Origin of the sequence: Kribbella sp. NBC_00662 (genome assembly GCF_041430295.1) — a bacterium.
Lineage (GTDB): Bacteria > Actinomycetota > Actinomycetes > Propionibacteriales > Kribbellaceae > Kribbella.
Map to the genome: position 1 here is coordinate 1670052 of NZ_CP109029.1, position 21694 is coordinate 1691745.

At 68.4% G+C, this 21694-nt stretch carries 22 protein-coding genes; 3 read left to right on the plus strand and 19 right to left on the minus strand.

All coding sequences use genetic code 11. The annotated features are described in order from the left end of the window. Nucleotides 1-2 precede the first annotated feature (2 nt). A complete protein-coding gene (locus OHA10_RS08465; protein ID WP_371405610.1) occupies nt 3-2717 on the minus strand; it encodes a UxaA family hydrolase in 2715 nt (904 codons plus the stop codon). 122 nt (nt 2718-2839) lie between these two features. Between OHA10_RS08465 and OHA10_RS08470 the strand changes: the two genes are divergently transcribed. Together OHA10_RS08470 and OHA10_RS08475 are read left to right on the plus strand one after the other, a co-directional pair. After that, nucleotides 2840-3547 carry a GntR family transcriptional regulator gene (locus OHA10_RS08470; protein ID WP_371405611.1) on the plus strand — a complete coding sequence of 236 codons (708 nt, stop codon included), beginning with the start codon at nt 2840-2842 and terminating at the stop codon, nt 3545-3547. Then, the gene (locus tag OHA10_RS08475; protein ID WP_371405612.1) at nt 3544-3957 is read left to right on the plus strand and encodes a hypothetical protein; all 414 of its coding nucleotides are present in this window, start codon (nt 3544-3546) and stop codon (nt 3955-3957) included. Before OHA10_RS08470 ends, OHA10_RS08475 begins: the two co-directional genes overlap by 4 nt. Nucleotides 3958-3982: 25 nt before the next feature. Here the strand turns inward: OHA10_RS08475 and OHA10_RS08480 are convergent, their stop codons facing one another. Both OHA10_RS08480 and OHA10_RS08485 read right to left on the minus strand, forming a co-directional pair. Further along, the gene (locus OHA10_RS08480) at nt 3983-5572 is read right to left on the minus strand and encodes a phosphodiester glycosidase family protein (RefSeq protein ID WP_371405613.1); all 1590 of its coding nucleotides are present in this window, start codon (nt 5570-5572) and stop codon (nt 3983-3985) included. Between the two features lie 70 nt (nt 5573-5642). Then, complete coding sequence (locus OHA10_RS08485) at nt 5643-5981, minus strand: VOC family protein (protein ID WP_371405614.1); 339 nt, start codon at nt 5979-5981, stop codon at nt 5643-5645. 32 nt (nt 5982-6013) lie between these two features. On the opposite strand from OHA10_RS08485, the gene OHA10_RS08490 reads away from it, so the two are divergent. Further along, nucleotides 6014-6394, plus strand: a complete 381-nt coding sequence (locus tag OHA10_RS08490; RefSeq protein ID WP_371405615.1) for a VOC family protein — start codon at nt 6014-6016, stop codon at nt 6392-6394. Here the strand turns inward: OHA10_RS08490 and OHA10_RS08495 are convergent. The 16 genes from OHA10_RS08495 to OHA10_RS08570 form a co-directional block, all read right to left on the minus strand. Next, entirely contained in the window at nt 6391-7587 is a 1197-nt protein-coding gene (locus OHA10_RS08495; protein WP_371405616.1) for a Gfo/Idh/MocA family protein, read from the minus strand. The genes OHA10_RS08490 and OHA10_RS08495 overlap by 4 nt on opposite strands. A 168-nt stretch (nt 7588-7755) precedes the next feature. Then, nucleotides 7756-8427: a glycerophosphodiester phosphodiesterase gene (locus tag OHA10_RS08500; protein ID WP_371405617.1), complete on the minus strand. Its 672-nt coding sequence runs from the start codon at nt 8425-8427 to the stop codon at nt 7756-7758. Next, nucleotides 8424-9740, minus strand: coding sequence for an ABC transporter substrate-binding protein (locus OHA10_RS08505; RefSeq protein ID WP_371405618.1), 1317 nt, complete (start codon nt 9738-9740; stop codon nt 8424-8426). The genes OHA10_RS08500 and OHA10_RS08505 overlap by 4 nt, the downstream gene beginning before the upstream one ends. A 2-nt stretch (nt 9741-9742) precedes the next feature. Continuing rightward, a complete protein-coding gene (locus OHA10_RS08510; RefSeq protein WP_371405619.1) occupies nt 9743-10555 on the minus strand; it encodes a carbohydrate ABC transporter permease in 813 nt (270 codons plus the stop codon). Continuing rightward, nucleotides 10552-11502: a carbohydrate ABC transporter permease gene (locus tag OHA10_RS08515; RefSeq protein ID WP_371405620.1), complete on the minus strand. Its 951-nt coding sequence runs from the start codon at nt 11500-11502 to the stop codon at nt 10552-10554. Before OHA10_RS08515 ends, OHA10_RS08510 begins: the two co-directional genes overlap by 4 nt. Beyond that, nucleotides 11499-12338 (minus strand): inositol monophosphatase family protein, encoded by an 840-nt coding sequence (locus OHA10_RS08520; RefSeq protein ID WP_371405621.1) that lies wholly within the window; start codon nt 12336-12338, stop codon nt 11499-11501. Before OHA10_RS08520 ends, OHA10_RS08515 begins: the two co-directional genes overlap by 4 nt. A 41-nt stretch (nt 12339-12379) precedes the next feature. Then, nucleotides 12380-13756: an MFS transporter gene (locus OHA10_RS08525; protein WP_371405622.1), complete on the minus strand. Its 1377-nt coding sequence runs from the start codon at nt 13754-13756 to the stop codon at nt 12380-12382. Nucleotides 13757-13847: 91 nt separating this feature from the next. Continuing rightward, nucleotides 13848-14279, minus strand: a complete 432-nt coding sequence (locus tag OHA10_RS08530) for a MarR family winged helix-turn-helix transcriptional regulator (protein WP_371405623.1) — start codon at nt 14277-14279, stop codon at nt 13848-13850. A 22-nt stretch (nt 14280-14301) separates the two neighbouring features. Further along, nucleotides 14302-14997, minus strand: coding sequence for an MgtC/SapB family protein (locus OHA10_RS08535; protein ID WP_371405624.1), 696 nt, complete (start codon nt 14995-14997; stop codon nt 14302-14304). Nucleotides 14998-15017: 20 nt separating this feature from the next. Beyond that, nucleotides 15018-16037, minus strand: coding sequence for a 2-hydroxyacid dehydrogenase (locus OHA10_RS08540; protein WP_371405625.1), 1020 nt, complete (start codon nt 16035-16037; stop codon nt 15018-15020). Continuing rightward, complete coding sequence (locus OHA10_RS08545) at nt 16034-17494, minus strand: FGGY family carbohydrate kinase (RefSeq protein ID WP_371405626.1); 1461 nt, start codon at nt 17492-17494, stop codon at nt 16034-16036. The genes OHA10_RS08540 and OHA10_RS08545 overlap by 4 nt, the downstream gene beginning before the upstream one ends. Nucleotides 17495-17504: 10 nt before the next feature. Next, nucleotides 17505-18305: a DeoR/GlpR family DNA-binding transcription regulator gene (locus OHA10_RS08550; RefSeq protein ID WP_371405627.1), complete on the minus strand. Its 801-nt coding sequence runs from the start codon at nt 18303-18305 to the stop codon at nt 17505-17507. Beyond that, on the minus strand, nt 18302-18931 hold the full coding sequence (locus OHA10_RS08555) for a histidine phosphatase family protein (RefSeq protein WP_371405628.1): 630 nt from the start codon (nt 18929-18931) through the stop codon (nt 18302-18304). The genes OHA10_RS08550 and OHA10_RS08555 overlap by 4 nt, the downstream gene beginning before the upstream one ends. After that, nucleotides 18928-20286, minus strand: a complete 1359-nt coding sequence (locus OHA10_RS08560) for an FGGY-family carbohydrate kinase (RefSeq protein ID WP_371405629.1) — start codon at nt 20284-20286, stop codon at nt 18928-18930. Before OHA10_RS08560 ends, OHA10_RS08555 begins: the two co-directional genes overlap by 4 nt. A gap of 136 nt (nt 20287-20422) precedes the next feature. After that, a complete protein-coding gene (locus OHA10_RS08565) occupies nt 20423-20656 on the minus strand; it encodes a hypothetical protein (RefSeq protein ID WP_371405630.1) in 234 nt (77 codons plus the stop codon). A 309-nt stretch (nt 20657-20965) separates the two neighbouring features. Continuing rightward, nucleotides 20966-21607, minus strand: a complete 642-nt coding sequence (locus OHA10_RS08570) for an excalibur calcium-binding domain-containing protein (RefSeq protein ID WP_371405631.1) — start codon at nt 21605-21607, stop codon at nt 20966-20968. Nucleotides 21608-21694 lie beyond the last annotated feature (87 nt).

A 21694-nucleotide genomic window follows, 5' to 3' on the forward strand; every position in this document is an offset into this window, starting at 1 on the left:
TTTCACATCGAGGTGCCGAGCAGACCACGGGTGATCTGGAAACCGACATTTCCGGAGGCAACTGCTTTGGGGACGAGCCGGCGACTGGCGACGGCGGCGATGGTGTCGAGCCCGATCCGCGCCTGCTCGGCCGCGTCACCGGTGGCGACCGCGTCCAGGTCGTCGCCGTACGTCGCGACCGTCTCCGGGTCGTTGCTGAACTCGACGACCGGTACGAACCGCTGCGCCGACAAGGTGCCGCCGGCAACATGCGCGAGGATCTGCTGGACACCGGTCGCGCCGAACCCGGTCGCGGTCTCCATCCAGTCCGTTCCCGGCATCCGCATCACGTGCCAGCCGGGCGCCGCGAGCCGCTGCCCATGAGCGACGGTCGGCCCGACCGGATCCGCCGACCCGAACGCCGCAGTACGGAACCCGTCGTGAGCGAGCAGTGCGCCACGCGACGACAGTACGACGGAACCGCCGGAGCCCACGATCTCGCGGCCGATCAGCGCGAGCGCCTCCGCAGTCGCATCCGAGAACGGACCTCGTGCCTCGAGGCCGATGGTGAGCGCACCGAGGTTCCCACGTTCGTCAACCGGCGCGGCCAGGTCGAAGCTGCTGAACCAGTCCTTCACCTTGTCGCCGACCGCTTCGAGCCCGCCGTCCGCCTGGATGCTCGCCCAGCCGAACCGGGACGGATCGGCGCCGGCCTCGACGAGTCGCGAGCGGAAGTAGTCGTTGTGGGTCTTCTCGCAGCCGTGTTCGAGCAGCAGCGCCATCCGGGTGTTCGGATGCAGCAGGTAGCCGAGCATGATCCGCGCGAACGTCTCCTCGGACGCGCCGCCACTACTGCCGCAGCCTTCGGTGTGCGGGAGGGCGACCATCCGGGTGACCGCGTTCCCGGCCCATTTCTCCAACTCTGCCTGGGCTGCGATGCGTAGAGCGATCTGGCCGGAGCAGAGGCTGGTCGGGAGGATCAGGCCGACGGCCTCGGGCACCAGCCTGTCGTCGACCCTTAGAAGCTCGGTGGGGGTCTTTGCGTCCGACGTCAGCCCGCTGTGCGGCAGGCCGTCCAGCGGAGCGTCGCGATCCTCGGCCGGGAGGTCGGTCAGCTTGCGGCTCATCCGGCCGTCGGTGGTGATCGAGATCCCCTCGACCGGGCCGACCTGCTTCCAGTTCCGCCAGATCGACACCTGGCTGTGGCCGGCACGCTCGCCCGCGCTCGGCTCCCCGGATGCGACCCGGATCGTGAGGTCGAACGTGTCCGCGGTCAGGTCGGCCATCGACGTACCGGTCAGATACTTGCCTGCGTCAACGTCCATCTCGGCGTGCAGCCGCTCGTACCGGGCGCTCGTCGTGACGAACTTCAGCGTGGGAACGAACGGGAAGTTGGTGATCGAGCCGTTGCCGGTGGTGAAGAAGATCAGGTTGCAGCCGCTGCCGATCTGGCCGGCCACCGATTCCAGGTCGTTGCCCGGGCTGTCCATGAAGATGTAGCCGCTGCCGGGCAGCGGTTCGCCGTACTCGATGACGTGGTCGAGGCGGACCTCGCGCGGAAGCTTGCGCGCGGCACCGATCGACTTCAGCACGATGTTGTACAGCCCGCGGTACACGTTGCCGCCGGACGGGTTGCCCTCGGCGGTGTGGCCGTGCCAGCCGACGCGTTCCTTGAACGACTTGATCGTGGCGAGGAACTTCTTCGCGGTCGCGAGGTCGCGCACGTTCTTCAGTACGTACGGCTCGGCGCCGATCAGCTCGTCGGTCTCCGCGAGCACCGCCGTACCTCCGTGCCGGATCAACTCGGCGCTGACCTGTCCGGCCAGCGGGTTGGCCGAGATGCCGGAGAACGCGTCGGAACCGCCGCACTGCAAAGCGATCTTCAGATCGGCCAGCGGGACCTCCTCGCGCTGCTGCGCGTCGACGACCGGCAGCCACGGCTCGATCAATGCGCCGGCGATCGTCAGGTCGTGCTCGAAGCCACCCTTCCGGGTGAAGAACGCGTGCGGCACCTTGATCGACGGGTACCCGTTCTCGGCCATGAAGTTCTGGATCGCGCTGCCCGAGACGACGTCGCCCTCGGTGTCGACGATCAGCACGGCGCCCACGTTCGGGTTCAGCGTGAAGCCGGCGAGCGTGGCGAGCAGGAAGTGCAGGTTGTTCGGTACTTCGTCCTCACCGCCCTCGGTGTGCGCCACCGGTACGACGCCGTCGCCGGCCGCCGCACCGTCGAAGCGCCGCGCGAGCTCGGTGACGAATCCACTGCTGCGCGAGCTGGTCGCCATCAGTACGACGTGGTTGCGCGTGCCGGCCGGACCCTGTTCACGGGGGTAGCCGAGGAACGTGCCGGGCTGCTCGACGCTCGTCACCTGCGCGCCGAAGTTGACCGCGGACTCGTCCAGCTCGTACGGGTCGAGCGGCTCGTTGGTCGCGGACGGCTCCGTCGGCAGACCCTCGACGCCGCGGGCGGTGACCGCGGCCAGGCTGGTCGGCGTACACACGTAGTCACCGGGAACCAGGTCGCGGGATGCGCGCGCGAACGCGGTGTTCCATGAGGTCAGCGCGTCGCCGGTGCCGGTCGGCGTGACCACGAAGCGGTGCCCTTCGAGCACGGTGTGTGGCAGCGTCACCGTCGTACCGTTCAGGTCGATCTCGGTGCCGGCCTCCAGCCGCCGGGAGGCGATCGCGACGTTGTCCCCGGGCTCTGGCAGAACGCCGACCTCTTCGAACCTCACCATTCGTTCGCGCCTTCCCATAGCTTGCTCCGGGCGGAATCGTGCATGATGCATGATTACCAGTGTTACCCTGCCGAAACCTGACCGGTGGGGTCAAGGGCGCGACCAGATTCCGGAGACAGCTGATGGCTGACGCGTTGGGGCAGACGGGGCCGATGGAGTCCGTCGCGCCGGTGGACCGGCGACTGCTGCGGCGACAGATGCTGGCCGACGACGTGTACGAGGCCATCAAGACGATGCTGATGGACCACGTGATCAGACCCGGCGCGCGGATCTCGATCGACGGCCTGGCGCGGGAGTTCCAGGTGTCGTCGACCCCGGTCCGGGAGGCGTTGGCGCGGCTGGAGTCGGAGGGGCTGGCGGTCAAGGAGCCACTGAAGGGGTACCGCGCGACGCCGCTGCTGACCCTCGAGGAGTTCGACGACCTGTACCGCTTCCGCCTCCTCCTCGAGCCCTGGGCCGCACGGCGGGCCGCGGAACTGATCTCACCCGCGGGGATCGAACAGCTGCGCTCGGAGCTGGCGAACGCAGTCGAGCCGACCTCGATCGACTACGCCGGCTACAAGTCACTCACGGCCCACGACAACCGCTTCCACTCGCTGATCGCGTCGTTGTCCGGGAGTGAGCAGGTCCGCCTCGCCTTCGAACGCACCCACTGCCACCTACACATCTTCCGCCTGCACTACAACCGCGACATCGGCCCAGAAGTCCTCACCGAACACCGCACCCTCGTCGAAGCCATCACCTCCGGCAACCCCTCCGCCGCCGAAGCAGCAATGACCCACCACATCGAAAACTCGATGACACTACGACTGCGCCGCATCTACGAATGACCCGTCGGCCGTTCCCGCTGGCGGTGCCCCCGGAGTTGACGGCGTACCTCCTGGACTTCCACTGGGATCTCGAGCTCTTGCACGCTCTCGACCTGCCGGTGATCGAGTTGCCGGTGGCCGACTTGGCACATCACCTCGACCTGCCGTTCTGGGCGTATGACGGCCGCCCGTTCCAGATCACGCCACACCAGGTGGCGGCGGATCCGGTCACCTACCAAGACCAGTACGAACGCACGCTTGCTGCCGATCTACGTCATCCGCTCGACGTCGTACGCCGACCCGACGACCGGCTCACGATCCTGGACGGGGTGCATCGGCTGCTACGCGCCGAACTCGAGGGCCGGACCGTCGTCGCCGTGCGCGTCCTCCCATGGACCGACCTGGACCGGATCGCGGTCCGCGGGGGTTGATCACCCCCGCGTGCAACCGCAGCGGCTACTTGGTGATGACCAGGGCATCCCCGACCGGGCGTTCGCCGGTTGCGTCGGACGGTGCGTTCAATACCTTGCCGTTGGCAACCATCGTGGTGGAGCCGCCGCCGTCGAGGTTGATGGCTTCGGTGAGGTGGAACGAGGCAGCGACGGCGGCGGCTTCGGAGATCGAGAGGCCGAGGCTGTTGACGTTTCGCCCGTCGGCGGTGATCAGGAGTGTGCGGCCGTGGTCGTCGACGCCGGCGATCGTGCGGGGGTTTCGTTTGTGCACCCAGCCGTAGTAGAAGCTGGGCGTGTCCTGCACCATCCCGTCCGCCGCCGCGGTGGCAAACACTCGTCCGTTGCGGACCAGCTCAGGTCCCCCATTGACGATCGTCGTACGGCGGGACAGCGGGACCGGCCGGCCGCGGTCGTCGAGCAAGGTCGAGCGGATCGTCAGCGGCCGCCCGACGCGAGCCGCGGCCAGCAGCGGCGCCACGAGATTGCCGGTCGCCTGCACGGTGCGCCCGCCCTCAGGGATCGCCCCGCCGCGAGTCGTCGTACGGATCGTGGTCACGATCCCCCGCCGATCGAGCACCACCTCGGCACCCGGTCCGCTCGGCGTGGCAACGCCGTACGACTCGTCGAACGCGATCAGCTCGTCGGCATCGGTGCAGGTCGTGTCGTGCATCGGCTTCGCGGTCGGTACGTCGTCCGCCGTACCGCCGCAGTTGCGGATCAGCCCAGGCACCCGGTTCAGCCCGTCGAGTGGAAGCGACGCGCCAACGCCCTGGACCGTGCCGCGCCAAGTGAATCGGTCGACGGACGTACCACCCGGGCCGAGCACGAGCGCCGGCCGGCCGTTGGTCGGCTCGCTGACCAGACGCCCGTCGTACACACCGACACCGGCCGGATCGCCAGGCGCTCCCGACTTCGGATCGAGCACGAAGAAGCCTGCGTTCACTGCTGCAGTCGCACCGGTCAGGGTCGCGAGGGTGCTGGTCGTCTCGCGCTGCTCGATGTCCGAGCCGTACGTCGCGTCGAGCGTGCCGCGGAACTTCTTCGGGTCGATCGTCAGGACCTGTACATTCCACGGACCGGTCGAACCGGCGATGTCGTCAGGCTCGCCGTCCCATCCCGTGTAGATGCTCGAGCCACTGAGCCCGGCCGCGATCACCTTGGTCCGCAGGGCGTCAGCGTCCGCCTTGTTCGCGAACAGTCCCAGCCGGACGCGGTACCCGAGGCTGCCCCCACCAGCGTCGGCAAGCTTCGGTGTCGGCACATCCTCGACCCGCGGCTCGAGGCCCGCGGCGCGGAGTTTGTCGGCGGCCTTGTTCGCGCCGGCCTGGTCGGAGATCGCGGCCGCGGGCGCGTCCGGATCCGGCGAGGACGACGGGATCGCGATCTCGACGGTCCAACCGGCTTTGGTGTCGGTCTGGCCGCGGACGATCGTCGTCAGCGTGACGCCCGGCTGCAGGGTGCGGGTGTCACGGGTCTCGGTGAGATTGTCCGGGCCGAGCGGAAGATGTTGCGTCGGCGGGGTGGCGACCGCGGTCGTGCCACCAAGGGTCAGGGAGAGGCAAAGGGCGGACAGGCCCAGACGTCGCAGGGTCATAGGACGTTCCTACGTTCCGCCCTCCCCTGTCGCAACCTGAGCGGAGCGTCGTGTTCTTGAACAATAAACGTCACTCCAGCGGCGCGCCGCCGTAGGAGACCTCGTTGCCGTCCGGGTCGAAGAACGTCGCATGCCGTACGCCGTTCTCGTACGTCTCCTGTACTGCGGGAACGAGACCTCGCTCGGCGATCGCCCGCAGTACGCCGTCGAAATCCTCGACGAACAACGTGTGCTGCGCATGCCCCGCATGCTCCGGCACGACCTCGATGTACAGGAACTGGTGCTCACCCAGCTCCCACACCGCCTCGACATCATTGGGCAGGAAACTCGGCGGCCCGCCGAACAACTGCTCGTACCACGCGACCGCGATCCCGTAGTCGCGCACGGAGACTCCAGCAAACAGGTCCATACCGAACCCTATCGACAGGTAGCCTCGGCCAGGTGCGGATCGATCGGCTGGATCATCTCGTCCTGACGGTTGCGGACGTGGACGCGACCGTCGACTTCTACCAGCGGGTGCTGGGGATGGAGCCGGTGACCTTCAAGGGCGGACGACGCGCACTGACCTTCGGGAACAGCAAGATCAACCTGCACCAGTCCGGGCACGAGTTCGAACCCAAGGCCGCCCGGCCAGGGCCGGGAACCGCCGACCTGTGCTTCATCGTCGACGAACCGATCGACCAGATCCGAGCGGAGCTGGCCGAGCACGGCGTCGAAATAGAGGAAGGCCCGGTCGAGCGCACCGGCGCGACCGGACCGATCCTCAGCGTGTACTTTCGCGACCCCGACCAAAACCTGATCGAGCTCAGCAACTACCTCTAGGCAGGAGCGTCGCCGTGGTCGGGGATTTCCAGTTGTACGCCGCCCTGTAGTGCGGACTGGTGGGCGTAGATGCCGGGGAGGGTGTAGCGGGCCGAGACCCAGGCGTTGATGGGCGGGAGGGTCTTGTCGGCGACCGCGCGGACGAAGTCGTCGGCGAGGAAGTGGTGGGAGCCCTCGTGGCCGTTGTGCATGCCGTCGAATTCCTTCGGCAGGCGGCTGCGGTCGTGGACCGGGGACAGGCCGGAGCGGAACGCGTCGCGGAGTGCGGGGTCGACGTTCGCCAGGTCGGCGTCGTCGAGGGTGCTGCTCGGCTTGGTCTCCATCAGGTGGCTGACGTCCTCGACGCCTTCCTTGTTCTGCCAGAGCGTCGTGGTGGCGAGCTGCTCGAAGCTGCCCTCGGTGCCGAACACGCGCAGGCGCGACTCGCGGATGTGCGACGGGTACCCGACGCGGCGCATCTCGTTGGTCCGCATGATGCCGCCGTCGGCGAGCTTGAACAGCGCGGTCGCGTTCGAGAAGTCGTTGTTGAACTGGCTGACGTCCTTGTCGAAGACGCCGTCACCGCGGTCGTCCTTGACGCCGATCGCCGACACGTGCGTGGCGTGCTGACCGGTCACCGACAGAACGTTGCCGACGGCATGCGTCGGGTAGAGCAGCGGCGGGAACGACGCGGTCTTCTTCCAGTCGTCGCCGCCGGAGTACTGGTACGCCGCGTAGAAGCCGAGGTCCATGTCGTGGACGTAGTCACCCTCGGAGTAGAACACCCGCCCGAACGCACCCTCGGCGAGCTTCTGCCGGCAGTACACCGAGGACGGGTAGTAGAAGCTGGTCTCGCCCATCATGTAGGTCAGGCCGGTCTCCTTGACCAGCTCGATGATGCGCGCGATCTGGTCCGCCTCGATCGCCATCGGGACCGTCGAGTACACGTGCTTGCCGGCCTCGAGCGCCTTGATCGCCATCTCCCCGTGCAGCCACCGCTGCGTGAAGATCGCGACCGCGTCCAGGTCCGACTCGAGCATCTCCTCGAACGACGCGTGCGTGACTGCGATGCCCTGCTTGGCGGCCATCTCCGCGGTCCGCTCCGGGATGACGTCGGTCAGCCGCACCTCGGACACGTCCGGGTGCGCGGACCACAGCCGCAGGAACGAAGGAGCGAACTGGCCGGCGCCGACCACACCGATGCTGATTCCCATACGGGAGAGCCAATCACACATTTTTCTTCCACGGAAGAACAAATTCGCACGTCAAAACACGTGACTCCCACCACACCCCCACCATCCGCTGCACTTTGTGCACCTACCGACCGTCTGCGAGCCACGGAAATGGTCGGTGGGTGCACAAAGTCGTGCGTCGGGAGGGGGTCAGGGGTGGAGGAGGTGCGGGTTGTCGGTGGTGATGCCGTCGACGCCCAGGGCGGCGGCCTGCGCCAGCGACTCGGTGTCCGGGACCGGCCAGGCGGTGACGTTCAGGCCTGCGGCCTTGAGCTCGGCGACACCCGCCGCGGTCAGCCCGGCGATTCCGCAGAGCGCCCAGCCGGCCTCGGCTTCGCGCGTGCGTACGACGACCTCGGCCATCGGCGACGTACGGCCGAAGATGTGACCCGTCGTCACGTCCGGGAACGCCTCGCGGATTGCGAGGAGGATCTCGGGGTGGAAGGACGTCACCAGGGTTCGGGCGGCGAGTGACGGGTTCGACTTGAGGGACTGGGCAAGGAGGGGTACGGCGGCCTCGGCCTTGACCTCCGCCTGGATGCGGACGTCGATCGCCGCGACCATCTCGGACCACGTCGGGACCTGCTCGCCGAGCCCCGCGTCCAGCGACCGGAGCTCGGCGAGCGTCAGCGCAGCGACCTCGCCCGACCCGGAGGTGGTGCGGTCAACGGTGGCGTCGTGCATGATCACGAGCTCCCCGTCCGCACTCACCCGCAGGTCGAGCTCGATCTCGTCGCACCCGTCCGCGACCGCCCGCCGGAACGACCGCAGCGTGTTCTCCGGCTCGGTCCCCAACGCACCGCGATGCCCGGTGATGATCACAGCACCTTCTCCTCGTAGAGCCGTTTGACCTCGTCGCCGATCGCCTCGAGCCGCTTCGCGACCGAGCCGAACACCTTCTTGGGTTGGGCGTTGTCCGCGTAGATCTGCTGCAACCCGGTGTAGATCTGCACGTTCGCGTTCCGCCCGTACAGCCGGATCGCGTCCTGCTGCCGCGCGTTCTCCAGCTGCGCGATCGCCACCCCGTAGTTCGGCTGCTCGGCGATCAGCTTCTTCAGCTCGGCATCCTCGCGCGCCTTGTTCACCACCGGCAGGTAGCCGGTCTGCGTCGTCCACCACGCCGAGTTCTCGGGATGCGCGAGGAACTGCAGGAACGCGGCGGCAGCCTGCTTGCGCTCGTCCGAGATGTTCCGCAGCATCCCGATCCCACCGCCGCCGGTCGCCAGTCCGGTCGCGACCTCGGACGGGATGAAGCCGGCCCCGACCTTGAACTTCGCCTTGCTGCTGATCGTCTTCATGGCGCCGGTGGACTCCTGGATCACCGCGACCAGCCCGTTGGCGAAGTCCGTGCTCGGGCTGCTCGCCATGTACGCCGTGCCGAGATCGTGCACCATCGACCGCTGCCACTCACCGGCCGCGACTGCGCCGGCCTCGTCGATCGTCACGTCCAGACCGCGCGAGTACGCACCGCCGAACTGCCACACGTTCCCCTGGAACTGCCAGTCCCCGTCGATCTTCGCGAACGCGATCGTCCGCAGCGACCGCCCGCCGGACTGCACCTTCGCCAACGACGGCACCCACGACCGCAGTTCGCTCCACGTCCGCGGCGCACGATCCGGCAGCCCGGCCTTCTCGAACGCATCCCGGTTGTAGTAGAGGATCGGCGTACTGCGGGCGAACGGAACCGCCCAGCTCTGCCCCTTCACGACGTACTCGCCGAACAGCTTCGACTGGAAAACCCCCGGCCCGAAACCGTCGGTGAAATACCCGTTGAGCGGCTCGAGCGCCTCGTTCAGGAAGAACCGCTCCCAGGTGACGTCGGACAGTACGGCGAGGTCCGGCGCCTGCTTCGCGACCAGCGCGGCCGCGACCTTCTGCGCCACGTCGTCGTAGCTGCCCTGGAACTGCGTCTCGACGTACACGTCGTCCTGCGAATCGTTGAACTTGGCAACGAGCTTGTCGACCGCCTTGCCGTTCACCCCGCCGTACGGCGACCAGAAGACGACCCGCGTCCGGTTCGCGTACTGCTTCGGCACGGCCCCGGCCGGCTGCGAGTAGACCGCGTCCACCGATCGGTAACCGCAACCCGCGAGTGTCAGACCCGCTGTCACTCCGAGGAAAGTCCTGCGACGCATGCTCATCCCTTCAGAGCTCCCTGGGTGATTCCCCCGACGATGTAGCGCTGGGCGATCAGGAAGATCACCAGCATCGGCGCGAGCACCAGCAGCGTGCCGGCCATGATCGTGCCCCAGGCCGCGAGACCTTCCTCGTCCTTGAGGATCAGCAGCCCGACCGGCAGCGTCCGCATCGAGGCGGTGTTGGTGACGATCAGCGGCCAGACGAAGTTGTTCCACTCCTCGACCGCGGTGATCACCACGACCGTGACCAGCATCGGCTGCGACATCGGCAGTACGACGCGCCACAACGTCCGCAGGTGTCCCGCACCGTCGACCGCGGCCGCGTCCGTGACCTCGGACGGCAGCGTGAGGAAGTGCTGGCGCATCAGGAATGTCGCGAACGCCGATCCGATGCCCGGGATGATCAGCCCGGCGTACGTGTTGATCCAGCCGAGCGTTGCCACAGTCAAGTAGTTCGGTAGCAGCGTCACGTGGCCGGGCACCATCATGGCCCCGAGCACCAAGAAGAACAGCACCTTCTTGAACGGGAACCGCAGGTACGCGAAGGCGTACGCCGTCAGGACGGCGTTGATCACCTTCAGCGCCGTACCGACCACCGTGATGATCGTGGAGTTCAGGAAGAACCGGTCGAACGGCGCAGCCTTCCAGGCCAGGCTGAAGTTCTCCCACGTCAGATGCGGCCACCATGCCGGCGGCCACTGGTAGATCTCGCTCGGCTGCTTGAAGGCCGTGGACAGCAACCAGTACAGCGGTCCGAGGAACACGGCCGCCACACCGACGAGTACGACGTACTGGATCGCGCGCACCTTCATCGGTAATGCACCCGCCTCTCCATCACCTTGGCCTGCACCGTGGTGACGACCAGCAGGATGACGAACATGATGATCGACAGCGTCGCCGCACGACCCGCGTTGAACGCCTGGAAGCCCTCGTTGTAGATCGACCAGCTCAGCGTGGTCGTGGCATCACCAGGGCCACCACCGGTCATCACCGCGATCACGTCGAAGGCCTGGAACGTGCCGATCACCGTGGTGATCAGCAGGAAGAAGGTGATCGGGGCAAGCAGCGGCAGCTTGATCGCCCGGAACCGGGTCCAGGTCGAGGCGCCGTCGATCGCCGCCGCTTCGTCGAGCTCCTTCGGCAGCCCTTGCAGACCGGCCAGGTAGATCAGCGCGGCGAAGCCGACGTTCTTCCACAGGTAGACGATGACGAGCCCGGGCAGGGCCCAGTCGGAGTTGTTCATCCAGTCCGGCGGCTCCGCGCCGAACGGCTCGATCAACGCGCGCATCAGGCCGTAGCCGGGGTCGAAGATGAACGCCCAGATCGTGGCGACCGCGGCGCCGGACAGGATGTGCGGCGCGAACGCGATCGTCCGGACCGCGCCCCGGCCCTTCAACGGCAGGTTGAACAGGAACGCCAGCGCCAGCCCGATGACCAGGCTGCCGATCACGATCAGGCCGGTGAAGACGACCGTGATCCACAGCGTCTTGTGGAACGCCGGGTCGGTCAGCGTCCGCCCGTAGTTCGCGAGCCCGATGAACTTCGGCCGGGCCGCGATCATGTTCCAGTCGGTCAGGCTGAGGAACGCGTTGTAGATGATCGGCCAGTACGCGAAGACCGCGATCACCAGCAGGTTCGGCGCGACGAGCAGGGCGAACAGCCCGTACTCGCGACGCCGCCGGCGTTTCAGCTGATCGTTGCCGGTAGCAATTGTCAGTTCGTCCGGATGCGTCCGGGCCGGCAGGTCAACTACCGTCACACCGACCTCCTTGGGGTTGTGAGCAGGTCGAGAAGCGGCGCCGCCAGGGAGGGGGCGGCCGCCAGGATGCCTTGCGGGAAAGCCGTTCCGGGTCCGCGGACCACAGTGGCACCGGCCTCGCGGGCGATCAGTGCACCGGCTGCGACGTCCCACGGCTGGATGAGGTGCTCGTAGTACGCGTCCGCCGTACCGTCCGCGACCGAGCACAGGTCGAGGGCGGCGGATCCACCGCGCCGGAGGTCGCGTACGGCGGGAAGCAGGTTTCGCAACAAGGCCGCCTGTTCGGCCCGCCGATCCGGCAGGTACGAGAAGCCCGTACACACCAGAGCCGTCTCCAACCCGACCTGCCGCTGCAGACTCAGCGACCGGCCACCATCCCATACGGTTTGGTATGGCGTCCGGACGGCGCGGCAAGCGCCGGCGTCGCGCACTGCTGACCAGGTCAGTCCGGTCGGAGGCTGGTGTACGACGCCCGCCAGCGCGCCCTGTTCGTCCTCGACGGCGATCGAGACGCACCAGTCGAGGCGGCCGTACAGATAGTTGACGGTGCCGTCGAGCGGATCGATCACCCAGGTCAGACCGGTGGCCGACGGGCGGGAGGCACCTTCCTCGCCGAGCAGTCCATCGCCGGGGCGTTCCGCGGTGAGACCGTCGGTGATGAGCTTCTCGGAGGCGCGGTCGGCCGCGCTGACCGGGTCGCTGGCCGAGCTTTTGGTTTCGACAGCGGCGGCGTCGATCGAGAGACTCTGCTGACGGGCCAGCAGCTCCTCCCCCGCGGCGACGGCCAGCCGAACGGCCAGGTCGCAGAGGTCAGCGGGTGTCGATGGGGCGGGCATGCCGGTGAAATTATCACTGCTTGATGGTTACGTATAGAGAATCACTGTGATTTTCTCACGAAGATCACATCAAGCAGGAGGACCGCAGCGATTCCGGCGACGAGGAGGCCGAGGCGGTGCAGGCCCGCGTCGGTGGCCGGCTCCGCGAACACGAGGGCGATCGCGGCGGCGGCGAGGTTCGCTCCGACGTACTGCGAGGTCCGGAACAGACCGGCCGCGGCACCGGCGACCTCGGGTGGGGCGGCGCGGTAGACGGCCAACTGGTTCCCGAGTCCGTTGAAGCCGTTCGGTACGCCGAGGACCGCGCTGATCACGACGAGGACGACGATCGGCGTACCGGTGTGAACTCCGAAGGCCAGCGCGGCGCCCCCGACCAGGAGCCCGGCCGAACCGATCATCAGCAGCAACCGGGGTCCGTGGCGGCGGGCGAGCTTGGTCGCGATCGCGACGGTGATCGCGCCGAGGGTCGCGATCGGAAGGACCACGAGACCGACCTCGGTCGGATGTAGGCCGCGGCCCTGCTCGAGCCAGCCGGGCAGGCCGTAGAAGATCGCATAGAAGGCGACGTACGTGAGCATCGTGCGGAGATAACCGAGAGACAGTGGCGCGCTGCGGGCGAGCAGGCGTACGTCGACGAACGGCGTCGCGGAGCGGCGTTCCCAGAGGATGAAGAGCACAGCGAGCGGGATCGCCGCGCCGAGGAGCCACCAATTCGGCTCGGTGGTCAGCGAGAGCAGGACCAGCATCAGCGCGGTCATCGCCAGCGTGAACAGGACCAGCCCGGCGAGGTCGATCTCCCGCCACAGCTTGCGGTCGTCGCTCACCGGCCGAGGTGGATCCTTAGGGACAAGCCGGAGTACGGCGATGCCTGCGACGGCGGCGACCGGGAGATTGACGAGGAAGATCGCCTGCCAGTCGAACGTGCCGACAAGCAGACCGCCGACGCTCGGGCCCAACGCCGCGGAGGTCTGCGCGAAGACCGAAAGCAGCCCGAGCGCACCTACGGCAGAAGCCTTCCGGCGGTCGGCGATCCGGCGGATCATCGCGACGCCCGACGGGAACTGCGCGCCGGTCCCGATACCGAGCAGGACCCGCGCGGCGATCAACCACCCGAGGCTCGGCGAGAGCGGCGCCAACGCGGACACGACGGCCACGAGCGCGAGCCCCGCGAGGAACACTCGCCGGGCACCGATCAGGTCAGCCAGTCGCCCGGCCGTCGGCGCCGAGACCGCGGTCGCGAGATAAAGCCCCGAGACCAGCCACTGCGTCTCGGTCCCCGCGTGGAAGTCGGCGCCGATCGCGACCAGCGCAACGGCGATCATCGACGAGTTCAGTGGCTGCAACAGGGTGCCGAGCCCCACGGATGCGGCGTACCGCGCCGGCAGCTCCCCGGTTCGCTCCTCAACGACCTTCGTCACACCTATGCCCCTCCGCCGAGGTGCACCTTGAGCACCCGCCAACCACTTCGCCAGCCCGGAAACGGTTGGTGCGTGCTCAAGGTCGCGTCGGTCATCGGGTGACCTCCGATAGCTGGTCCATCAGCCGGGCGGCCAGGTGGAGGAGGTCTTGCTCGGTGGGCGTGAGGGTCGCGTCCATGGCCTTCGCGAGGAAGGTGTCCCGGCGGCGGCGGTCTTCGCGGACCAGGGTGGCACCGGCGGGCGTGATCTCCAGGAGCACTTGCCGACGGTCGGCAGGATTATCAGCACGACTGATGAACCCGCTCGCCACCAGATCCGTCGTGGCGCGCATCATGGTCTGCGGGGTGACCCGCTCGGCGGCCGCCAGGTCGGCGTTCGTCATCGAGCCTTCGCGCTCCAGCCAGCCCAGCACGTTGAACTGGGAGTAGCTGAGCTCACCCTCGGGCCGCTCCTGACGCAGCCGGCGGACCAACCGGAACAGGCTCGTGCGGATCTCGTGCGCGGCTTGATCAGACGTACTCATACCATCAGCGTAGCTGATGGTATCAATCGTCGTCGTCCTCCCGCAGTCGCACCCCGGTGACCCCGTCGAGGTCGTCCAGTGCGATCACCAGGTTCTGCAACGGCGGCCGCCCGGTGAACCGCATCGCCGCCCGTACCTGCTGCCGCCCGCCGTCCCGATGCACCTCGGTCCCGAGGACCGACGCCTCGAACCCCATCGAGGTGGCGGTCGCCAGGATCGACCGCAGTACGCCGGAACCGTCGTCGTACCGCACCGTGACGATGCGGCGGCGGTCCGGCGAGGGCAGGAACCGCCCGAGCCGGGCGAACGGGCCGACCGCGACCAGATGCAGCACCGTCGCGGCGACCGCCAGCACCGGCATCCCGGCGCCGCAGGCCATCCCGATCGCTGCCGTCATCCAGATCGTGGCCGCGGTCGTGAGTCCGCGGACCACGTCCCGGCGCATGAAGATCACGCCGGCGCCGAGGAAGCCGACACCCGAGACGATCTGCGCCGCGATCCGGGACGGGTCCAGGTTGACCTCGGTCCCGAGGACGGCGTTGAAGCCGAACCCGGAGACCAGTGTGAACAGTGCGGCGCCGGTGCCGACCAGCGTGTGCGTCCGCATCCCCGCGCTCTTCTGCCGGACCTGCCGCTCGATGCCGATGATCATCGACAGCGCGAACGCGATCAGCAGCAGAAGGAGCTCGGTCCAGGTGGTGGATGTTGCCAGTTTCATGGTTCGTACCCTGTTCCCGACTACGCCGGGACCAGTCCTACCGGATCCTTTCCTGACAGGAATGCTGCCACTGCTTCGGCCGCGATCGAGCCGGCCCGGTGTGCTGTCTGCCGTGTCGCTCCGGCCAGGTGGGGCGTCATCACAATGTTCGGCGCGGTCAGCAACCGCGACCCCGCCGGCAACGGCTCGGCCGGGAACACGTCGAACGCCGCCGCTCCCAACTGCCCCGACTCCAGTGCGTCGACAGTCGCGTCGTAATCGAGCAGACCTCCCCGCGCGGTGTTCACCAGTACGGCGCCGCGCGGCATCGAGGCGATCTGCTCCGCGCCGATCATCCCGCGGGTCTGATCGGTCAGCCGTGCATGCAGACTCACCACCTCGGATCGCCGCAGGAGCTCGTCCAGCTCCACGAGATCGATACCCTCCGGCGCCTGGTCGATGTACGGATCGGCGACCAGCACATGGGCGCCGAAGGCAAGCATCACCCGCGCGACCCGTTGCCCGATCGCGCCATAACCGACCAGCCCGACCGTGGATCCGTCCAGCTCGCCGCCGCACTCGTCGTACGCGTAGAGGTCGGACCGCCACTCGCCCAGCTCCAACGTCCGCTGCAGTCGCGGAAGGTTGCGCAGGGCACCCATCATCAGCGCGACCGCGTGTTCCGCGGCCGCCACCGCGTTGCGTCCGGGCGTCGACGCGACCGCAATCCCGCGCTTCGCCGCAGCGGCGATATTCACGTTCACCGGCCCGCCGCGGCAGACGACCAGGTACCGCAGATCGGGCGCGGCATCCAGCACCCGCTCCGTGAACGGCCCCATCTGCGTGACCGCCAGCTCGACCCCGGCCAGCGCCTCGATCAGCTGGTCCTCCACATCACTGGCCTCATCCACCTCGGCAACCCGCCCGTACGGCGTCAGCGGCCACGGCAACGTGATCTCGCTGAACTCGAACGCGACGTCGGGGATCGTGCCGAGCGCCGCCGCGAGCAGCTCGTTGCGTACGAAGTGGTCGCCGGCGAGCAGCGTCTTGACGGTTCTCATCGATCTCCTGTGAACGTGGGTGCTGGGTCGGACCAGCGCGGGCGGGCCGCCTCGATCCGGCGCAGGTAGTGGGCGTATCCCTCGGCATAGAACGCAGCGCGGGCCGGATCCGGGTCGACCTGGCGGGTCTCGGCGATCCATCCCGTACCGGCGCTGTCCGGGTCGGTGGCGCGGCGCGCGCAGATCACCGCGCCGCGCGCGGCGACCTGTTCGGCCTCGGCGGTGTGCAGCGGGGCATTCAGTACGTCGGCGAGGATCTGCGTCCACTCGCTGCTCCGGGCGCCACCGCCGCAGACCGTCACGCGACCGGTCCAGCCGGCTGCGTCGAGGCAGTGGCGAGCGGCGTACGCGATCCCTTCGCAGGTCGCGCGAACCAGATCGGCCGTCGTCGTGGACAGCGAGATGCCGTCGATCGTGCCGCGGGCGCGGGTGTCGACGAACGGCGCGCGTTCACCGGCCTCCGACAGGTAGGGCAGCACGGTCACGCCGGAGGCGCCGGGCGAGCTCTCGGCGAGCAGACCGGGCAGTTGCGCAGTTCCGACGCCGACCAGCGCGAGCACGCGGTCGAGGGCCGCCGTACCGACCATGGCGGGCATCGCGCGCAACCAGACGCCGGGTGTCCAGGTGCCGAGGAACAGGCCGGCGGGTTCGCCGTCGACGGGCAGTTCACGAGTGACGACCTGGCACGCCAACGTTGTACCGACGGTCAGAAGCGCGTCGCCCGGCTCGGTCACGCCGGCCCCGGCGGCAGCAGCCGGAAGGTCGTACGGCCCGGCAGACACCCTGGTCCCCGGGGCCATGCCGGTCGAGTCGTCACGCAACTCGCCCACCGGACCAGCCGCGGCGACCGGGGCCAGAAGCCGTCGAAGCTCGGTCAGACCGGTCGCGGCCAGCGCCTCCTCGTCGTACTCCCCGGTCCTCGGATCGAGGAACGGCGCCGACGCATCCGACACATCCGTCGCCCGTACGCCGGTCAACGCCTGCATCACCACGTCCTTGCAGTACGCCGCCGTGCCCGCGCGCTCGATCACCGCAGGTTCTTCCGCAAGTACAGCGGCCAGCAGCGGCCCCGACGCACCCGGGAACATCCGATTCCCCGACCGCCGGAACACCCGCTCGGCCACCCCACCGGCGGTCCACTCCTCCAGGATCGGGCTCGACCGCGCGTCCAGCCACGAGATCGCCGGGCGGACCGGCGTACCCGTGTCGTCGACCAGCCAGAGGCCGTCGCCCTGCGCGGTGATCGCCAGCACCCCCGGCCGGCTCCCGACCGCACCGGCCAGCTCCTGCACAACTTCGTTGACCGAGGCAACTACTTCGAGAGTCTCGTGTTCGAACCGCCCAGTGCTGCGGTGCAGCAACCTGGTCGGCCGGGATGCCTCTGCCAGTGGGCGGCCGTCGGCGTCGAAGGCGACCGCCTTGGTCACGGTGGTGCCGACGTCTACTCCGACGTCCATGAGCCCCCTCCTAGAGTTTGGCTACCTCCACGGTGGCGCCGTGGTCGCGCAGCGGTTCGATCAGGTCCTGCGGGGTCTTCTCGTCGACGATCACGAGGTCGAAGTCGGTCAGCGGCGCGAGCCGGTGCAAGGCCGTGCGCTGCAGCTTGGCGTGGTCGACCAGCAGCACCTTGGTCCTTGCCGAGCGCAACATCGCCCGCTTGACCAGGACGATCTCCTCCTCCTGGTGGAACGCGTGCGTCGGCGACACCGCGGACACCGAGCAGAACAGCAGGTCGGTGTGCAGCGCCTCGACGGCCTCGGCGCACGGCATGCCGCCGAACGAGTCGTGGGTCGCGGAGTAGATCCCGCCGAGTGCGAGCAGCGTGATGTCGCGGAGCTGGGACAGCCGGGTGATCGCGGGCAGGAAGTTCGTTGCCACGGTCAACGGCGTGATGTCCTCGATCAGATCGATCAGGGCCAGCGCGCTGGTCGAGTCGTCGAGCATCACCGACATCCCCGGCTCGATCATCGCCCGGGCGTGCCGGGCGATCGCGGCCTTCTCCGCGTGCGCGGTGTTCAGCCGGTACGCGACGTTGCTCTCGAACACGCTTGTCGGCTGCGCGCTGACGCCGCCGCGGTACTTGCGGACCACGCCCTGCCGCTCGAGCTCGTCCAGGTCGCGGTGCACCGTCATCACGCTCACCCCGAACGCCTCGACCAGGTCGTTGGCCGAGACCGAGCCGTGCTTCACGACGTACGCCGCGATCTCGGCCTGCCGGCGCGCGGGCCGGCTCAGTTCGGTGGTGTCACCATCGACTTCCGATGTCATTCCCGGGTCTCCATTCGCGCAGGCTCGATCACAGGTGGAACGTTGTACGCCTCGAGACCCACTGTGCCGTCCTGCCACCGGAAACGCACCAGCGCCGCGGGACCGAGTGCAGGTAGCAGTCTGCGGTAGTCGTTCAGTCGCAGTCCGAGCACCCTGCACACGAGCAGCCGGATGAGCGTGTTGTGCGCGACCACGAGGACCCGCTGACCCTCGTGCCGCTCGGCGATCTCCCCGAAAACCTCGTGCACCCGATCGGCCGCATCGGCGGGATGTTCGCCGCCCGGGAAGTGGTCGAGCACCGGATCCAGCATGAACGCCTTCGCAACCGCCGGAGGCAGTTCGCTCAGCATCTTCCCCTCGGCGGACCCGAAGTCGACCTCCCGCAGCCGTGCGTCCAGGGTCGGCTCCAGGTCCAGCGTCTGGGCGATCGGTCCGATCGTCTGTCGGGCCCGCAACATCGGCGAACACCACAACGCGTCCGGCGCGTAGTCCAGCGCCCAGTCCTTCAGCTGCTGAGCCTGCTGTACGCCGACCTCGTCGATCGGGAGGTCCGTCGAACCGGTGTAGCGGTTGCCGTGATGCCATTCGGTCCGGCCGTGGCGGGCCAGGACGATCGTCGTTCTCATCCGCGATACCCCCGCCGGTCGAGCTCTGCGACAAATGCGCCGTACAGGTCGTCGAGTCGTTGGTCGCCTGGCTCGAGCACACGGTCCACCCGAACCATGCGTCCCGCGGTGCCGGTGAGGTCGGTCCCGCCTGACGCAGCCAGGACGGCCATGCCGTACGCCGGGTCCGGCACGGCCGGAAGCTCCACGGGTACGCCGAGGACGTCGGCGCGGAGCTGGTTCCAGTAGCCGCCCCGGGTGGCACCGCCGGTGAGGGAGACCGATCGCACCGGGTCGGCGCCGAGCGTCTCGAGATGCTCGAACGCGAGCCGCTCGATGAACGCGACACCTTGGAGTACGGCGGCGTACGTGTGCAGGTCGTCAGGGGTGTCGCCGAGGGTGAAGCGCTCGGCCTGCGGCGCGACGAAGGGGAATCGCTCGCCGGTCTTGGCGAGTGGATACGTGACGGCGTCGATCGGGCCCTGGGCGCGCGCGGCACGGTCGAAGGTGTCGAGGTCGGCTCCGGGGAGGAGCTCGGTGAGTACGCCGGCACCCGTGCTGGACGCGCCGCCGGGGAGCCACCCGCCGTCGGGGTGACGATGGCTGTAGACCGCGCCGGTGGGGTCGACGAGCAGGTCGTTGCTGACGCCCTTGAGGACGAGCGTCGTACCGAGGACCGAGTTCCACGCGCCTGGGGTGAGGGCGCCGGCGGCGATCTGGGCGGCGCAGCCGTCGGTCATGCCGGCGTGGACGGGGACGCCGGCGGGAGTACGGCCGAGCTCGACGCCGGGACGAACAACCTCGGGTAAGGCCGACAGCGGGAGGCCGAGTTTGTCGAACGCCTGGGCCGGCCAGGTTTCGCCTACGAGGTCGTAGCCGGTCTTGAGGGCGTGGCTGGTGTCAGTGGCGACCGGGTGGCCGACGAGGTGGGCCGCGACGAAGTCGGCGCTGTGGACGACGCGGCGGTCGGCGAGGTCGTGACCGTCCGCGACCAGGTCGAGGATCTTCGGCAGGGCCCAGGTGGGTTGCATGCTGGTGGCCCAGCGGTCCGGGTCGGCGTCCACGATGTGATCGCGACGGGCGGCCGCGCGCGCGTCGTCGTACATCAGAGCCGGCGTGACCGGTCGGCCGGCGCGGTCGGTGAGGAGGAAGGTGCCGGAGGTCGAGCAGATCGCGATGCCGTCGACATCGGTCGTGCCGACCTCGGCGAGGACGGCGTCGACGGCGCTCAGCCAGGACTGTGGATCCTGCTCATGGCGGACGCCGTCACGATGGCTGGTGAGCGGACGGCTCGCCCGGGCCAGCACGTGGCCCTTGGCATCGGCCAGCACGGCACGCACACTTTGCGTGCCGAGGTCGAGACCGATCCAGCCCACGAAGCCTCCCAGGTGAGTGTTATCTAGGTTGATAACATAACACCAGAAGGCGATAAGAACGCGCCAGCCCGGTGGCCGAACGCGGACACGACAAGGCTCCCGCAGCCGGTCGGCAGGCGGGAGCCGAAGTCGATGGTCAGGAGTGCATCAGCACGAGCGCCGGGTCGATCGTCGCCAGCTCGACCCGGCCGGCGTCGACAGCGCCGTACGCACCGATCGGGCCGCTGCTGCGGCGGCCGCTGCGGTTGGTCCAGAAACCCCAGCCGGCCGGGGCGTCGGGCCAGGCCGGGTCGGGCTCCCAGCCCATCGGCGGACGCCAGCTGTCACTCGGCGGCTCAGGCCAGTCAGGTGGAGCGTTGAACTTGTGCACGAGCGGTCCCTCCGGATTCCCCAGCGATCCGCTGATTCGCGAACTGCCTGACAGATCAACGAGCTGGCGCGCCGAATGTCACGGATAAATCTTCGTAAAGTTTCATCCGGCGCACGGCCACCTATCTCACCACCAGAACCCCACCCCGGCAACCGCTCTCTCACTGGCCGGACTGCACGTGCATCCTCACCGGCATTGGTTGCCCCCTCCACAGCAAACCCGAGGTTGTCCACAGCAACCGTCCACATATCCACAACCATCCATCGTTATCCACAGCCATTTCTGTGGATACACAGCGTGTCGGTGGACCTACTCGCACGCGACGCCGTCATTGTCACGATCGAGATGTGCGGAGTACCCGGGGTCGCCCCGGTAGAGCGGTGCTTTGCCGGCTGCCCGGACCGCAGCGCAGTTGGCGTAGTACACGCTGGTCTCCGGAGCTTCTGTCTTCTTGGGTTCGGCGCTCTGGGTGTTCTGCACGAGCGGCACCGGCGCGGTGGTCTTCGTGGTCCTGCGACTTGTCGGCGGCGCCGGGACCGTCACCGTCCGGGCAGGCAGCGGCGGAAGGGTGACCGTTGCCGTCGGCCCGGCAACCGTCTGCTGCACGGTGACTTCCGCGCCCGGAACCGTGACCGTCGTCGTCGGACCGGGGACAGTGACTGTCGTGCCCGGCGCCGACGAGACCGCCGCCGGACTGTTGCTTGCACCGATCGCCCCCAGGATCACGATGAACGCGACCGCTCCCGCGGCCCAGCCCGCGATCAGCTTCACCGGCGGCTCGGCGCCGTACCTGCCGCTCGGTCCGCGGGTCCGCAGCCCGCGGGCGTTCAGCCAGAACGCCCAACCGGGCGGTGCCGGCGGCCAGGACGGATCCGGTTGCCAGCCGGGTGGTGGTTGCCAGTTCGGTTCCGGCGGCGCCGGCCAGGACGGCGGTGAATTGAAAGTTGCCATGGTGAGTTCCCCCTCGGGGGTTACATCCAGTCACCGTGACGTTGTGTTACAGATCGACGAGACGGGCGTGGGTGTTCCAGGACTGGC